Raw genomic sequence first — 14,877 nt, 5'->3', positions numbered from 1 at the left:
GATGGTTCGCGCGGCGCTGGTCGCATTGGCCGCGCTGTTCTGGTGGAGTGGCGCCGTCAGTCAGACCGGGCAGCCAGTGCCGGCGCTCTCCACGCGCGTGACCGACGCGACGGGCACACTGTCGGATGAACAACGCAGCACGCTGGAGCAAGCGCTGAAGGATTACGAAGCGCGCAAGGGAAGTCAGATTGCCGTGCTCATCGTGCCGACGACGCAACCCGAGACCATCGAGCAGTACTCCATCCGCGTCGTCGAGCAGTGGAAGCTTGGGCGGACACGTGTGGACGATGGCGTCCTGCTCATCGTCGCCAAGAACGACCGGACGCTGCGTATCGAGGTCGGCTACGGCCTGGAGGGCGTGCTCACGGACGCCACGAGCAACCGCATCATCGAGGACATCATTGTCCCGCGATTCCGGCGCGGCGATTTCTACGGCGGCGTGTCGGCCGGGGTGGACAGCATCATGCGGGTGATTGACGGAGAACCGCTTCCGCCTCCGCGCCATTCCCGTGGCGGCGGCACGGGCAGTCTATTGCCGGTGTTGTTCGTGCTGACGATGGTCGCGGGCGGGGTGCTGAGAACCCTGTTCGGCAGGCTTCCCGGGGCCGTCATCACCGGCGGCGCAGTCGGGTTCGTGGCATGGCTATTGTCCGGTGCGATTCTCGTCGCCATCGTCGCCGGCGTCATTTCTCTTGTATTCACGTTGATTGGCGCCGGGATGGGGATGCGCGTCGGCGGTCCCTACATCGGCGGACACCCAGGGGGGCGAGGTTCCGGAAGGGACATCTTTCGAGGCGGTGGCGGTGGCTTTGGCGGCGGTGGCGCGTCGGGGAGGTGGTAACCATGGATATCCGGCGCGCCGTCCGGCACCTGCTCATGACAAGATGGCGGGTCAATGCCGTCTTCCCGAAACCGACGCTGGCAAAAATCGAAGCCGCTGTAAAGGCGAGCCACATCGCGCACGCTGGCCAACTGCGCTTCGCGGTAGAGGGCGCGCTGCATAGCGCCGCATTGATTCGAGGGCAGACCGCGCGCGAGCGCGCGATAGAAGTGTTTTCGGAGCTTCGGGGCTGGGACACCGAGCACAACAATGGCGTACTCATCTACTTGCTGCTGGCCGACCGTGACGTCGAGATCGTTGCGGACCGGGGCATCCACTCGCGCGTCACGAGCGAAGAATGGGAGGCGGTCTGCCGCACCATGGAAGCGGCATTCAGGGCGGGCAGCTTCGAGTCCGGCTCGATACACGGGATTGCGCTCGTCACCGAACTGCTCGAAAAGCACTACCCGTCTCGCCGTCCTCCGCAGGACGAGTTATCCAGCAAGCCCGTCGTGATGTGACCTTGTCGCCGACTCGATAACGCGGCGGGAGCGTCATCTCGGGGGAGATTCGACCAGTGATGGAGCGTGTGCAGCCCCCACTGGCGAGGACGTGGCGGATTGCGGATGCCGTTGCGCGTTGCCGACGTCACAACGCGCGTCACGTCATGCTAGACTCCTGCCCCATGTCGTACTGGCGCAAACTCTTCCTCGTCCTGTTCCTTGCACTGAGCCTTCCGGTTCAGTCGTTCGCTGCTATTGCCATGCAGTGCGCGGCGGCACATGCGGACGAAGACGCCCGGTTCGCCATCGACGCCGGGCAACCGGTTGCCGGGCATCGCCATGAAACGGCCGACGTACACGCGGCCACCGACGACGGTGTGCACCGGCACAGTCTGGGCGATACCCACCACGCGCACGCGTGCTCGACCTGCGTGTCATGTTGCGTCGGCGCTGGAGTGCCAACCGCGCCGTCGGTCGCGCGGTCGCTCGATTCCGCGCTTACCGCTGTCTTCCCACCGTCTTCTACCGCAGCCGCGTCATTTCTGACCGCCGGCATCGAGCGGCCTCCCCGAACCCTTCTCGTCTGAGCTTCGCGTCGCAGCGTGTGTGCTGCGGCGTTCATCTCGCTTTGGCGGCCCGTTCCGGCCGCCGGGTGACATTCGACGAGAAAAACCATGCGAATCCTTTCTGCAGCGCTGGTCGGCGCGGCGGCAGCATTGCCGACGCTCGTCCTCGCTACGACGTCCGTTCCCGACCCGTCGGACGCGGCAGCGTCGGTCCCGGCGGTTGCCGCTTCGTCGGCATTTGACGATTACCAACCGTACAAGGACGGTGAAGCCCCGACGTGGCAACAGGTGAACCGCGCCGTGATGCCCGCCCGATCCGGGGCGAAGCGCGGGGTAACCTCCGACCGTCCCTCGAACACGAGTCATCACTCGACACATGAGGGTGCCGGCCAATGACCGATCGACGCATTCCCATTCGGGTGATGGCCGGTGCGGCCGCGCTGGTCGTGCTCGCCGGCTGTACGACCTTTTCCCGGGACGGCGGTTTCAATACCGTTTCGACCACCGCATCGGAGCGGCTCGGGAAGGAGGCGGTCTTCGTCCGTACCGACCAGGACCGTGACGCAGTCGCGCAACGCACGCGCGAGCTCCTCGGAAAACCGCTGGCCATGGATGACGCCGTCCAGGTCGCGTTGCTCAACAACGCGGGATTGCAGGCGTCCTACGCCGAACTGGGCGTCTCGGAAGCGGACCTTGTCCAGGCCGGCCGCCTGCCGAATCCCGGCTTCAGCTTCAGCCGCACGCGCTGGAGCGACAACCTCGGCATCACGCGCACGTTTTCCGCGAATGTGCTGGCCATCCTGACGTTGCCGCTGGCCACGCGCATCGAGCGCCGCCGCTTCGAGCAGACCCGGCTGGAGACGGCTGACGCGATGCTCAAGGTGGCCGCCGACGCGCGCCGCGCATACGTGAGCGCCGTGGCCGCGGCGCAGTCGGCGAAATACGCCGAACAGGTCAAGGATTCCGCCAGTGCCGGTGCAGAACTGGCGCACCGGATGCAGCAGGCAGGCAACGCCAGCCGGCTCGACTATGCGCGCGAGCAGGCGTTTTATGCCGACGCGACGACTCAGCTCGCGAAGGCGCGGCAACACGCCTTCGCGGCGCGAGAGAAGCTGACTCGCGTGATGGGTGTGTGGGGCGCGGCGACGCAATTCAGCTTGCCGGACCGGCTGCCGGACGTGCCCAGCGAGCGGCCGGAACTGAAGGACCTGGAGGTCTTCGCGATGCAGAACCGGCTCGACATCCAGGCTGCGAAGTTGCGCACGCAGGGCGTCGCGACGTCCCTCGGCCTGAGCAAGGCGACGCGCTTCGTCAATGCGCTGGAGGTCGGTTACCTCGACAACTTCGAGACCGACAAAGGGCACGAGCACGGCTACGAAATCAGCGTCGAGATTCCGATTTTCGATTGGGGTAGCGCCAAGGTTGCGCGTGCGGAAGCGCTGTACATGCAATCGGCGAACAAGCTCGCGCAGACGGCCGTCGACGCGCGTTCCGAAGTCCGTGAATCGTACGTCGCCTACGTGACGAATTACGACATCGCAAAGCATTACCGCGACGAGGTGGTGCCGTTGCGCAAGACCATCTCCGACGAGATGCTGCTGCGCTACAACGGCATGCTCGCCAGCGCGTTCGACCTGCTCGCCGATTCGCGAGAACAGGTCAATGCGGTCAACGGCTACATCGACGCGCTGAAGGACTACTGGCTCGCGGAAACCGACCTGCAACTTGCGTTGGGTGGACGCCTTCCGCCGGCCGACCGTCCGGCGGACGCTTCCGCTCGCCCAACCCCGTCATCCACAACCGCTGCAGCCATGCCTGCAGCGCTGCTCAAGAACGCCGAAGGTAAATGAGATGGTGTCACGACGAACATTCCTGAGCGGCTCGGGCGCCGCATTGCTGGGTGCCGCGCTGGTCAGCAAAGCCGGGGCAGCCTCGCTGCCGGAGGCGCCGACGATGGCGCGGCCCGACACGCAGCCGCCGCTTCAGCCGCCCAACGGGCGGCCCTACACGCCGGTGACGACGCTGAACGGCTGGTCACTGCCGTGGCGCATGAAAAACGGCTGGAAAGAATTCCACCTGACGGCGGAGCCGGTCGTTCGCGAAATGGCGCCCGGCATGAAAGCCAATCTCTGGGGCTACAACGGCCAGTCGCCTGGCCCGACGATCGAGGCGGTCGAGGGCGACAAGGTCCGCATCTTCGTGACCAACAAGCTGCCGGAGCACACCACGGTCCACTGGCACGGCATGCTGCTTCCCTGCGGAATGGACGGCGTCGGCGGTCTCACACAACCGCAGATTCCGCCCGGCAAGACCTACGTGTACGAGTTTCAGCTCGAGAAGCACGGCACCTTCATGTATCACCCGCACGCGGACGAGATGGTGCAGATGGCGATGGGGATGATGGGCACGTTCATCGTGCATCCGAAGGACCGGGGCGTGATGCCGGTAGACCGCGACTTCGTGTTCCTGATGTCTGCATACGACATCGACCCCGGCAGCTACACGCCGCGCGTCAACACGATGACCGAATTCAACATGTGGACGTGGAATTCGCGCGTATTTCCGGGGATTGACCCGCTGCCGGTGCGCGCGGGCGACCGAGTCCGCATCCGGTTCGGCAATCTGACGATGACGAATCACCCGATTCACCTGCACGGCTACAGCTTCGAGGTCGTCGGCACCGATGGGGGATGGATACCGCCGTCGGCGCGCTGGCCGGAAGTGACGACCGACGTCGCCGTCGGGCAGATGCGCGCGATCGAGTTCACTGCAAACCGGCCAGGCGACTGGGCTTTCCATTGCCACAAGTCGCATCACACGATGAATGCGATGGGACACCAGGTGCCGAACCTCATCGGCGTGCCGCAGAAGGACCTCGCGAAGCGCATCAACAAGCTGGTGCCGGATTACATGGCGATGGGCAGCACGGGCGGTGCGATGGGCGAGATGGAGATGCCGCTGCCTGACAACACGCTGCCGATGATGACCGGCACCGGACCGTTCGGCCCGCTGGAAATGGGCGGCATGTTCACGGTCGTCAAGGTGCGGCAGGGCCTCGGCCGAAACGACTACCGCGACCCGGGCTGGTTCAGGCACCCGAAGGGCACCGTGGCGTACGAATACACCGGCGAGCTGCCGGATAGCTGAATGATCCAACAAGGTCGGGGCTCACCTGACTAATGATTTCATCACCTCAACTCTGGAGAAAGCACGATGAAAAAAGCACTTGTTTCGATTGCGATGGGCTGTGCACTGGCCTTTTCCGCTGCCTCGTATGCGGCCGGTGACATGGGCAACATGAGCATGGGCAGTGCGGCCATGCAATCCGCCGACATGAAAGACAGCATGTCGCACGGCGAAATCAGGAAGGTCGACCTGGCAGCCGGCAAGCTGACCATCAAGCACGGCCCGCTCGAGAACCTCGGCATGGAAGCGATGACGATGGTCTTCAAGGTCAAGGACCCGGCGATGCTGTCTCAGGTGAAGGTCGGCGACAAGATCGACTTCGTGGCCGAGGAAGTCAATGGCGCGCTCACCGTGGTGAAGCTGAAGAAGCAGTGACGACATCTGGCGGGGCGCATTGGTATCGCGTCCCCGCCGCGACCATTCGAGACGAGCAACACTATGAAGACACTTACTCTCAAGCATCTGGCCGGCATGGCTGCGGCCAGCACGATCGCGCTCGTGCCGGTCTCGGCGTTGGCACACGGCAAGCTGGAAAGCGCGGTTCCCGCATCTGGCAGCACGGTCGACGTCGCGCCAGATGCGCTGCGCCTGTCCTTCAACGAAGACCTCGAACCGACCTTCAGCTCGGTAAAGGTATCCGACGCAAGCGGTGCCGCCGTCACGAAGGAAAAGGCGCGGGTCGACGCGTCTAACCCGCGTGCGATGACCGTCGCGGTGCCCAGGCTGGCATCGGGTACGTACACGGTCCAGTGGGCCGTGATGACCGCTGATTCTCACAAGACGAAGGGCACATATACCTTCAAGGTGAAGTGATGAACGACGGGTTTCTCGGCATCTTGCGGCTGGTTGCGGTGGCCATGCAGAACGTTGGTTTCGCCGTCATCGTCGGCGCGTTGCTCAGTAGCCAATGGCTCGCTCGCGGCGAGTCTGACTGGCAAGTTGGTATTGGCCAACGTCTGGTGGCGACACTGCGCATTGCGTCCATTGTCTCGCTGCTGGCAAGCGTGCTGTCACTCTGGGCACACTGTGCATTGATGAGCGAGTCGACGCTGTTCGAAGCCGGCCCCGCAGTGTGGTCGATGGTCGTGGAAACCGGCTTTGGGCACGCGTGGTCGGTCGGTGCCGGCTTCACCCTCTGTATCGTCATGCTGTCATTCCTGCGCTCAGGAAGCGAAACACGCTTCCCGCTCATGATGTGGACTGCATTGGCCGGCGTCGCGCTTGCGCGCAGTAATGGCGGGCATCCAGTGGATACGGGGCTATTCAGTCTGCCAGTTTGGGTGGATTGGCTGCATTTGCTGGCTATCAGCGCGTGGGTCGGCCTCGTGCTCGTGACAACATACGTGGTAATGCCTCGTCTGATTTGCGTACCAGGAAGCGAACGCCAGAACGGCGCATCGTTCGTGCAGTCGCTCTCCGACGCATCGACTTACGCATTGATTGTCCTGTTCAGTACGGGCGCATACAACGGATGGCGGGGAGTCAATACGCCTTCCAACTTGCTGGAGTCGGCATATGGACAGGTTCTGCTGCTCAAGCTCGCACTTGTCCTGATTGCCGCGGCGCTCGGTGGACACAATCGCTTCTTCGAGATGCCAAAGTTGCTGTCCGTGTTGAAAAACCCTTCCGCAGCCACGCCTACGGGGCTGCTGCGCCGTTTCGGTGCGGTACTCCAGGTCGAGTCGCTCGTCCTGGCCAGCGTGCTGGTGGTGGCTGCCGTGCTCGTCTCAAGTCCGCTGCCGGGCACGACTTAATTCAGTCGGGTGTCTTATCCATCCACGCGGGTGGTTCGTCCATGAGGCTGCAACACGCGCCTCCAGCGAGCATCCATTTCAAGCCCGGCTGCGTGCCGGGCTCTTTTCATGGGCGCATTTCATCATCTGGCGGGCGAGCTATAATTTGCACCATGAAACTGCTTCGGACCATCTTCCTCTTGCTGCTTTGCGCGGTGCTACCCATCAGTGGGTTGGCAGCGAGCGGCTTGACCGGCGAATGTCCGATGCAGCAAAACATGTCCGTGGAGTCAAGTGTCAGCACGCCTGGTGACATGCCCGGCTGCGATTCAATGAAACCGTCGTCCGTCGACAAAGCCAAGGCCAAGGGCGTGTTCTGCAAAGTGAGTGCCCAGTGTCAATTCGGCAGCCTGTACCATCCGGCCGCTCGAGTGGACGTCAGCCGGCCTGCCGCGCTTGCTCAACCTGTCACCTTCCATTACGCCCAGTCTCTCCCGGTCCGCGACCCGAACGGGTTGTGGCGACCTCCCCGCCTCATTTAATCCCGATCCGACAGGTTCACCGCAGCCGCGGTGAGGTTCGTCCTATGTCAGGACGTGGAGTCCCTATGGGATTTCGCCGTTGGGGTTAGAACATGCGATTCAATTTCGGTACGTCGCGGGGTCGGCGTGTCCCTTGGCGCGCGCATACACTTTTTGCCGCGCTCGTATTTGCAGGCGTCGTACACGCACAGCAAGCATCTCTTACGCTGGACGCAGCGTTGCAATCGGCGACCGACCGTTCCGCGTCGATGCAGGCGGCGCAAGCCTCCGTTCGCGCCAGCTCGGAGGTGGCAGTCAAAGCCGGCCAGCTTCCGGACCCGATGCTCACGGCGGGCATCGACAATTTGCCCGTGAACGGTCCGCAGCGCTTCACCATTGGCCAGGACTTCATGACGATGCGGCGCATCGGCATCGAACAGGAATGGGTTTCCGGTGAGAAGCGACGGCTGCGTTCCACGCTGGCGACCGAGGTCGTCGGGCGCGAACGCGCCGGCTATCTGATGCAGATGGCCAATGTCCGTCAACAGACCGCGACGGCCTGGCTCAATGCCGTCTATGCGAAAAAGGCACTCGGGCTCCAGCACGCGTTGCTGGACCACATGAATCACGAGCTGGCGGCCACGAAGGCGTCCTATCGTGGTGCGAAGGCGAGTGCCGCTGACGTGGTCCAGGCGCAAGCCATGCTGGCGCAAACCCGTGACCAGGTGCTGAAGGCGCAGCAGACCTACCAGACCGCGCTGATCGGCCTGTCGCGCTGGACGGCCGCGCCGGTTTCGGATGTCGCCGGGGAGCCACCCACGCCCGAGTCTTTCGTTTCCTCATTACCGCCGGACGAACTACGCGTCGCGCAGCCGACGCTCGTGGCTGCGGCTGACGACATCGCCGTCGCCGAGGCGAATACGGCGGTCGCCGACAGCGAGCGCCGTCCGAACTGGACGTGGGAAGTCGCATATCAGCAACGCGGCGGAGCGTACTCGAACATGGTGTCGGTGGGCGTCAGCATTCCGCTGCCGCTGAATCGGAAGAATCGCCAGAACCGCGACGTCGCGGAGAAGGCCGAACTCGCAACCAGGGCGCGTCTGACCTACGAGGACACGCTTCGGCAGGTACAGGCCGACATTCGCAGCCAGTCCGCCATCCTGGCGAGCGGCCGCGAGCGCATTGCCAATCTGGACCAATCCCTGTTGCCGGCGGCAGACCAACGCGTCGCGCTCGCGAATGCCGCCTATCGCGCCGGGACCGGGTCACTCGCAGACACGTTCGCCGCCCGTCGCGGGCAGCTGGATGCCCAGCTGCAGGTACTCGACCTCAAGCGCGAGGTCTCGCAAACCTGGGCCCAGCTCGAATATCAAGTCGTACCGTCCACGATGGCCGCTGCTCAGTGAAGGAGAACAACATGACCCACAAACCACTGGTGCGCGCCGTGCTGGCGGTGTTCGCCGGCGCCATCTTGCTCGGAGCAGGCTACTTCGTCGGTGCGCGCCACGCATCGACCGGCGCAGTGGCGGCACCAACCGCTGCCTCCGCTTCTGGCGACAGGATTGACGCGAAGACCGGCAGGAAGGTGCTGTACTGGCATGACCCGATGGTGCCGAACCAGCACTTCGACAAGCCGGGCAAATCGCCATTCATGGACATGCAGCTCGAGCCCGTTTACGCGGACGAAGGCGGCAGCTCGTCTGGCATCGAGATCGACCCGGGTTTGCAGCAGAATCTCGGCATCCGCTATGCGACCGTTCGCCGGCAGGACACGACGGGCGGGTTCGATGCGGTCGGCACGACGCAGTTCGATGAGTCACGCTCGGACGTCGTTCAGTCGCGCGTCACGGGCTACATCGACCGTCTGTACGCCGGCGCGCCGATGCAGCGCATCGCCAAAGGCGCGCCGATTGCGTCGTTGTTCGTGCCGGACTGGCTCGCACCGCAAGAAGAATACCTCGCGCTCAAGCGAGGTGGCATGGATGGCAGTCTGCTTGACGCGTCGCGGGCGCGCATGCGCGCGCTGTCGATCCCCGACGGCGTCATCGCAAGCCTCGACCGGACCGGCAACGCGCAAACGCACGTCGTCCTGACGTCGCCGGAGACGGGCGTCGTCAGCGAACTGAACGTTCGCGACGGTGCGATGGTGGCGCCGGGGCAGACGCTCGCGAAGATTTCCGGCTTGTCGACGCTCTGGCTCATCGTCGAAATTCCGGAAGCGCTCGCGATGAGCGTGCAGCCAGGCATGACGGTCGATGCGACGTTCGCCGGCGACCCGGCCCGGCACTTCACGGGCCGCATCCGCGAAATGCTGCCTGGCATCAGCACCACCAGCCGCACGCTGCAGGCGCGTCTGGAAATCGACAACAGCACGCTCAAGCTGACGCCGGGCATGTTGATGCGCGTGCGCATCGGCGGCCAGAAAGCCGTATCGCGTCTGCTCGTGCCGTCCGAAGCGGTCATCGCCACGGGCAAGCGCTCGGTGGTCATCGTGAAGAACAGCGACGGTCGCCTTCAACCCGCGTCGGTCACCACAGGCAATGACGTCAGCAACGAAACCGAGATACTCAGCGGATTGAACGAAGGCGATACCGTCGTCGCGTCCGGCCAGTTCCTCATCGATTCCGAGGCCAGCCTGAAATCGGTTCTCCCCCGGTTGGAGAGCCGCACCGGCGCGAGCCTCGCCACGCCAGGCTCCGCCGCAGCCGCACACACCTATGAGACGACTGGCAAGGTCGAAAAGGTGACGGCCTCGGACATCACGTTCTCGCACCAACCTGTTCCCGCGCTCGGATGGGGCGCGATGACAATGGCGTTCAACAAGCCTGCGCCCAACGCCTTTCCGGACGTGAAGGCCGGCCAGACCGTGCACTTCGTCTTCAAGCAAACGGACGACGGCTACCAACTTACCAAGGTTGAACCAGCAGGAGGCGCGAAATGATTGCGCGCCTTATTCGCTGGTCGATTCACAACCGGTTCCTCGTGCTGCTCGCGACCATGCTGGTGACGGCATGGGGCGTGTACTCGCTGAAGGAAACGCCGCTCGACGCGCTGCCGGACCTGTCGGATACGCAGGTCATCATCAAGGCGTCGTATCCGGGCAAGGCGCCGCAGGTCGTCGAGGACCAGGTCACGTATCCGCTGACGACGACGCTGCTCGGCGTGCCTGGCGCCAGAACCATTCGCGCGTACTCGTCGTTCGGTGACGCGTTCGTCTACGTGCTGTTCGACGACAGGACGGACCAGTACTGGGCGCGCTCGCGTGTGCTGGAGTACCTGAATCAAGTGCAAAGCCGCCTCCTGCAAGGCGCGACCGTCTCGCTCGGTCCTGATGCAACGGGCGTCGGCTGGGTGTACGAGTACGCGCTCGTCGACCGGAGCGGGCAACACGATCTCGGGCAGTTGCGCGCGCTCAACGACTGGTTCCTCAAATTCGAACTGAAGTCGGTGCCGGACGTCTCCGAGGTCGCGAGCATCGGAGGGATGGTGCGCCAGTATCAGGTCGTGTTGGACCCGGACAAATTGCGCGCCTACGGCATTACGCAATCCATGGTGGCCGATGCGCTGGGCAAGGCCAACCAGGAGTCCGGTGGCTCGGTGGTCGAGCTTGCCGAGTCGGAGTACATGGTGCGCTCGTCCGGTTACCTGCGCTCGCTCGACGACTTCCGCAATATCGTGCTGCGAACGAATGACGCCGGTACGCCAGTGCTGCTCGGAGACATTGCGCGCATCCAGACGGGTCCCGAGATGCGTCGTGGCATCGCCGAACTGAACGGCGAAGGAGAAGTCGCGGGTGGCGTCATCGTCATGCGCTCGGGCAAGAACGCGTTGACGACCATCGACGCCGTCAAGGCCAAACTCTCCGACCTGAAGCGCTCACTGCCGCCCGGTGTCGAGATCGTCACGACTTACGACCGCTCGCAGCTCATCGAACGCGCCGTGGACAACCTGAAGGACAAGCTCATCGAGGAGTTCATCATCGTCGGGCTCGTTTGCGCGGTGTTCCTGTTTCACATGCGAAGCGCGTTCGTCGCCATCCTGTCGCTGCCGCTCGGCGTCCTGGCCGCGTTCATCGTCATGCGCTACCAGGGCGTGAATGCGAACCTGATGTCGCTGGGCGGCATCGCGATTGCCATTGGCGCGATGATTGACGCGGCCATCGTGATGATAGAAAACGCGCACAAGCACCTGGAGGCGTATGAGCACGAGAACACGGGTGTGCCGATGTCGACGGCGCATCGCTGGGAGCTCATCGCGACCTCCGCGGCGGAAGTCGGGCCGGCGCTGTTCTTCTCGCTGCTCATCATCACGCTGTCGTTCATTCCGGTGTTCTCACTGGAAGGTCAGGAAGGCAAGCTGTTCTCGCCACTTGCATTCACGAAGACGTACACGATTGCCGCCGCTGCCGGATTGTCGGTGACGCTCGTGCCGGTGCTGATGGGATATCTCATCCGTGGACGCATTCCGCACGAGAGCGCGAACCCCATCAACCGCGTGCTGATTCGGCTGTACAAGCCGCTGCTCGAGGCAACACTGATGCGCCCCTGGCTCGCCATCGGCCTGGCAGGCGTGGCTCTCGCGCTGACCCTCATCCCGGTTTCCCGTCTTGGGGGCGAGTTCATGCCGCCGCTCGACGAGGGCGATTTGCTGTACATGCCGACCGCGCTGCCGGGAATTTCGGCGGAGAAAGCGTCCGAGTTGCTGCAGCAGACCGACCGGCTCATCAAGACGGTGCCTGAAGTGGCGACGGTATTCGGCAAATCCGGCCGCGCCGACACGGCCACGGACCCGGCACCGCTCGAGATGTTCGAGACAACGATTCAGTTCAAGCCGCGCAGCCAGTGGCGGCCGGGCATGACGCCGGAGAAACTGGTCGACGAGCTGGACCGGACCGTCAAGGTGCCGGGCCTGTCGAACGTGTGGGTGCCGCCCATTCGCAATCGTCTCGACATGCTGTCCACGGGTATCAAGACGCCGGTCGGGGTCAAAATTTCCGGTCCCGACCTGACGCAAATCGACCGTATTGCGACGCAGGTCGAAACCGCCGTGAAGGGCGTGCCGGGTGTGACCTCGGCATTGGCGGAGCGGCTGAACGGCGGCCGGTATATCGATGTCGACATCGACCGGCTCGCGGCCGCACGGTATGGCCTTTCAGTCGCGGACATCCAGTCGGTCGTCTCGTCGGCCGTCGGCGGAGAAAACGTTGGCGAAGTGATTGCCGGCCGGGAGCGCTTCCCGATCAATATCCGTTACCCGCGCGAAGTCCGCGACTCGCTCGAGAGGCTGCGGCAACTGCCGGTTGTCACGGACCGTGGCGCGCAAATCCAGCTCGGCGACGTCGCTCGCATCACGATTGCCGACGGCCCGCCCATGATTCGTAGCGAAAATGCGCGTCTCTCAGGCTACGTGTACGTCGATATTCGTAACACGGACCTTCGGTCCGCGGTCCAGACGATGCAGAAGACCGTTGCGCGGCAGGTCAAGCTGCCCCCGGGCTATTCAATCGCCTGGTCCGGGCAATTCGAGTATCTGGAGCGAGCAGCGGCGAAGCTGCGCACGGTTATCCCGGTGACGCTCGTCGTCATCTTCGTGCTGTTGTTCCTGACGTTCAATTCCGCAGCGGACGCGCTGTTGCTGATGTCGACCGTGCCGTTCGCGCTCGTCGGCGGCTTCTGGCTGATCTGGGGGCTGGGCCACGCGGTCTCTGTCGCGACGTCGGTCGGCTTCATCGCGCTCGCTGGCGTCGCGGCCGAATTCGGCGTCGTCATGCTGTTATACCTGAAGGGCGCGTTGAACCGCCGGCTGGAAGCCGGCGAGCCACTCACGGAAGCGCTGCTGTTCGACGCGATTCGCGAAGGTGCCGTACTGCGCGTGCGCCCCAAGGCGATGACGGTCGCTGTCGTGCTGGCCGGCCTTGTTCCCATCATGGTCGGCCACGGTGCCGGTTCCGAAGTGATGCAACGTATTGCCGCCCCGATGGTCGGCGGCATGGTCACTGCGCCGCTGCTTTCCATGTTCGTTATCCCCGCGGCCTGGTTTCTGTTGCAGCGCCGCCGCGCGCGAAACCCGAACCCGTCGCAGACGTTCGATGTCGTCCCATCCGGCATGAAGGTGCCATCTAGCCAACCTGGAGAAACGCAATGAAGAAGCTGTTTGTTACCACTATCGCTTTCTGCGCAATTGGCGCATTCGCTGCGCCGGCATTTGCTGGCGATGACATGGCCGGCATGACCATGCCGATGAAGGCGTCGGCTTCGACTTCGACATCGTCGAATGCCATGCTCGCCGACGCGGAGGTGAAGAAGGTCGATGCCGCCAGCGGCATGGTCACGCTGAAGCATGGTGCACTCGAAAACGTCGGCATGCCGCCGATGACAATGGCGTTCAAGGCCAGGGATGCCGCGATGGTCAAGCGGATTCACGAGGGCGACAAGGTCAAGGTCCGTGTCGAGAGCATCAACGGAACGCTCACCATCGTGAAGCTGGTGAAGCAGTCCTGACGGTGTGCTGATATCGCTGACGCAGGCCGGAATTCAGGATGCGGGACAGAGTGAGGCGGCCGTCAACGCACTATGGGTGTCAAAGGGATGAACGGCCGCCGCCCGTATTCGGAAACAGGAGAATGCCATGGAACTGAAATGCGTTATCGCGGTGGTGCGTCCCGACGCGTTGAACGTGCTCGAAAGACGACTGTGCGCGCTGCACATTCACGGAATGACGGTGACCAGCGTCAGGGGATTTGGTGTGCACCCCAATCTCTTCGCCAGCGACTGGACGACGGAGCACATCAAGATTGAAGTCTTCACGGCAGCGGATAACGTCGACGCGATTACGAAGGAAATAATCAGTGTCGCAAACGAACAATCGGGAGGGGATGGAATCGTGGCCGTCATTCCTGTTGAGCGTTTCTGGCGTGTGCGGACGGCTGCGGCTTCGGCACCTTGACGCCACATCGGCTCCACCTGGGGCAAACAGCGCGTGCTGCGCAGGAAGTCTCTCACCTGGAATGACTGACTTATCCGGTGGGCCGCCTGAGTCCTGGTGCGGTGATACCGGCGCCCTTGACTCTCCCAATGTGGGAAGGTTGAAGATGCAGTTCATCAGATGGTGGGAGTTCCACTGAAGGAGAGACGCATGAATATCGGCGAGGTCGCGAAATCTTCTGGCGTTTCAGCGAAGATGATTCGTCACTATGAAGAGGCCGGACTCATCCGGCCTGCGACGCGGACGGAGTCGAACTACCGGGTCTACACGGCCAAGGATGTCGAAGTCCTCCGCTTCGTGCGCCGGGCGCGACATCTTGGTTTTTCGACCAAACAGATTTCGGCATTGCTGGCGCTCTGGGAAGACCGGGAGCGTCCCAGCAGCGAGGTCAAGCAGCTCGTGACGCAGCACATCGACGACCTGAACGAGCGTATCCGCGAACTCGTCGAAATGCGGGACACACTCCAGTATCTGGCCGAGCACTGCAAGGGCGACTCGCGCCCGGACTGTCCGATATTGGCCGAGTTGGCCGGGCAAACGCATTGCGATTGACTCAGGACAGAA

The 14,877-nt window shown here is 63.4% G+C and carries 15 protein-coding genes; all 15 read left to right on the top strand.

The features are described from left to right. Position 1: 1 nt before the first annotated feature. The 15 genes from LIG30_RS05610 to cueR all read left to right on the top strand — a co-directional run bounded on the left by LIG30_RS05610 (position 2) and on the right by cueR (position 14,865). Entirely contained in the window at positions 2–841 is an 840-nt protein-coding gene (locus tag LIG30_RS05610) for a TPM domain-containing protein (protein WP_152986018.1), read from the top strand. Between the two features lie 2 nt (positions 842–843). Then, positions 844–1,341, top strand: a complete 498-nt coding sequence (locus LIG30_RS05605; RefSeq protein WP_038710361.1) for a TPM domain-containing protein — start codon at positions 844–846, stop codon at positions 1,339–1,341. Positions 1,342–1,505: 164 nt separating this feature from the next. Next, positions 1,506–1,910: a hypothetical protein gene (locus tag LIG30_RS05600; RefSeq protein ID WP_038710427.1), complete on the top strand. Its 405-nt coding sequence runs from the start codon at positions 1,506–1,508 to the stop codon at positions 1,908–1,910. Positions 1,911–2,281: 371 nt separating this feature from the next. Next, complete coding sequence (locus LIG30_RS05595; RefSeq protein ID WP_038710356.1) at positions 2,282–3,739, top strand: TolC family protein; 1,458 nt, start codon at positions 2,282–2,284, stop codon at positions 3,737–3,739. A 1-nt stretch (position 3,740) separates the two neighbouring features. Continuing rightward, positions 3,741–5,036, top strand: a complete 1,296-nt coding sequence (locus LIG30_RS05590; protein WP_038710351.1) for a copper oxidase — start codon at positions 3,741–3,743, stop codon at positions 5,034–5,036. A 66-nt stretch (positions 5,037–5,102) separates the two neighbouring features. Then, positions 5,103–5,450 carry a copper-binding protein gene (locus LIG30_RS05585; protein ID WP_038710343.1) on the top strand — a complete coding sequence of 116 codons (348 nt, stop codon included), beginning with the start codon at positions 5,103–5,105 and terminating at the stop codon, positions 5,448–5,450. A 63-nt stretch (positions 5,451–5,513) separates the two neighbouring features. Continuing rightward, positions 5,514–5,888 (top strand): copper homeostasis periplasmic binding protein CopC, encoded by a 375-nt coding sequence (gene copC / locus LIG30_RS05580; RefSeq protein WP_038710339.1) that lies wholly within the window; start codon positions 5,514–5,516, stop codon positions 5,886–5,888. Further along, positions 5,888–6,829: a CopD family protein gene (locus LIG30_RS05575; RefSeq protein WP_038710337.1), complete on the top strand. Its 942-nt coding sequence runs from the start codon at positions 5,888–5,890 to the stop codon at positions 6,827–6,829. The genes copC and LIG30_RS05575 overlap by 1 nt, the downstream gene beginning before the upstream one ends. A 152-nt stretch (positions 6,830–6,981) precedes the next feature. After that, positions 6,982–7,350, top strand: coding sequence for a hypothetical protein (locus LIG30_RS05570; RefSeq protein ID WP_038710336.1), 369 nt, complete (start codon positions 6,982–6,984; stop codon positions 7,348–7,350). A gap of 92 nt (positions 7,351–7,442) precedes the next feature. Next, positions 7,443–8,735, top strand: a complete 1,293-nt coding sequence (locus tag LIG30_RS05565; RefSeq protein ID WP_038710334.1) for a TolC family protein — start codon at positions 7,443–7,445, stop codon at positions 8,733–8,735. 11 nt (positions 8,736–8,746) lie between these two features. After that, positions 8,747–10,270: an efflux RND transporter periplasmic adaptor subunit gene (locus tag LIG30_RS05560; protein WP_038710426.1), complete on the top strand. Its 1,524-nt coding sequence runs from the start codon at positions 8,747–8,749 to the stop codon at positions 10,268–10,270. Continuing rightward, positions 10,267–13,473, top strand: a complete 3,207-nt coding sequence (locus LIG30_RS05555) for an efflux RND transporter permease subunit (protein WP_038710331.1) — start codon at positions 10,267–10,269, stop codon at positions 13,471–13,473. Before LIG30_RS05560 ends, LIG30_RS05555 begins: the two co-directional genes overlap by 4 nt. Then, positions 13,470–13,829 carry a copper-binding protein gene (locus tag LIG30_RS05550; protein WP_038710329.1) on the top strand — a complete coding sequence of 120 codons (360 nt, stop codon included), beginning with the start codon at positions 13,470–13,472 and terminating at the stop codon, positions 13,827–13,829. Before LIG30_RS05555 ends, LIG30_RS05550 begins: the two co-directional genes overlap by 4 nt. Positions 13,830–13,956: 127 nt before the next feature. After that, positions 13,957–14,274, top strand: a complete 318-nt coding sequence (locus tag LIG30_RS05545) for a P-II family nitrogen regulator (protein WP_038710328.1) — start codon at positions 13,957–13,959, stop codon at positions 14,272–14,274. A 189-nt stretch (positions 14,275–14,463) separates the two neighbouring features. After that, on the top strand, positions 14,464–14,865 hold the full coding sequence (cueR, locus tag LIG30_RS05540; protein WP_038710327.1) for a Cu(I)-responsive transcriptional regulator: 402 nt from the start codon (positions 14,464–14,466) through the stop codon (positions 14,863–14,865). Positions 14,866–14,877 lie beyond the last annotated feature (12 nt).

This window comes from Burkholderia sp. lig30, assembly GCF_000687455.2.
Lineage (GTDB): Bacteria > Pseudomonadota > Gammaproteobacteria > Burkholderiales > Burkholderiaceae > Burkholderia.
The sequence above is the reverse complement of the archived record's forward strand: the minus strand, read 5'-3'. Positions and strand labels throughout refer to the sequence as shown.

Bases quoted from the DNA above. Each gene is read 5' to 3' on its own strand.
- LIG30_RS05545 (WP_038710328.1), top strand. From the start codon at position 13,957: ATGGAACTGAAATGCGTTATCGCGGTGGTGCGTCCCGACGCGTTGAAC.
- LIG30_RS05570 (WP_038710336.1), top strand. From the start codon at position 6,982: ATGAAACTGCTTCGGACCATCTTCCTCTTGCTGCTTTGCGCGGTGCTA.
- LIG30_RS05595 (WP_038710356.1), top strand. From the start codon at position 2,282: ATGACCGATCGACGCATTCCCATTCGGGTGATGGCCGGTGCGGCCGCG.
- LIG30_RS05585 (WP_038710343.1), top strand. From the start codon at position 5,103: ATGAAAAAAGCACTTGTTTCGATTGCGATGGGCTGTGCACTGGCCTTT.
- LIG30_RS05605 (WP_038710361.1), top strand. From the start codon at position 844: ATGGATATCCGGCGCGCCGTCCGGCACCTGCTCATGACAAGATGGCGG.
- LIG30_RS05550 (WP_038710329.1), top strand. From the start codon at position 13,470: ATGAAGAAGCTGTTTGTTACCACTATCGCTTTCTGCGCAATTGGCGCA.
- LIG30_RS05610 (WP_152986018.1), top strand. From the start codon at position 2: ATGGTTCGCGCGGCGCTGGTCGCATTGGCCGCGCTGTTCTGGTGGAGT.
- copC (WP_038710339.1), top strand. From the start codon at position 5,514: ATGAAGACACTTACTCTCAAGCATCTGGCCGGCATGGCTGCGGCCAGC.
- LIG30_RS05565 (WP_038710334.1), top strand. From the start codon at position 7,443: ATGCGATTCAATTTCGGTACGTCGCGGGGTCGGCGTGTCCCTTGGCGC.
- LIG30_RS05555 (WP_038710331.1), top strand. From the start codon at position 10,267: ATGATTGCGCGCCTTATTCGCTGGTCGATTCACAACCGGTTCCTCGTG.
- cueR (WP_038710327.1), top strand. From the start codon at position 14,464: ATGAATATCGGCGAGGTCGCGAAATCTTCTGGCGTTTCAGCGAAGATG.
- LIG30_RS05560 (WP_038710426.1), top strand. From the start codon at position 8,747: ATGACCCACAAACCACTGGTGCGCGCCGTGCTGGCGGTGTTCGCCGGC.
- LIG30_RS05575 (WP_038710337.1), top strand. From the start codon at position 5,888: ATGAACGACGGGTTTCTCGGCATCTTGCGGCTGGTTGCGGTGGCCATG.
- LIG30_RS05590 (WP_038710351.1), top strand. From the start codon at position 3,741: ATGGTGTCACGACGAACATTCCTGAGCGGCTCGGGCGCCGCATTGCTG.
- LIG30_RS05600 (WP_038710427.1), top strand. From the start codon at position 1,506: ATGTCGTACTGGCGCAAACTCTTCCTCGTCCTGTTCCTTGCACTGAGC.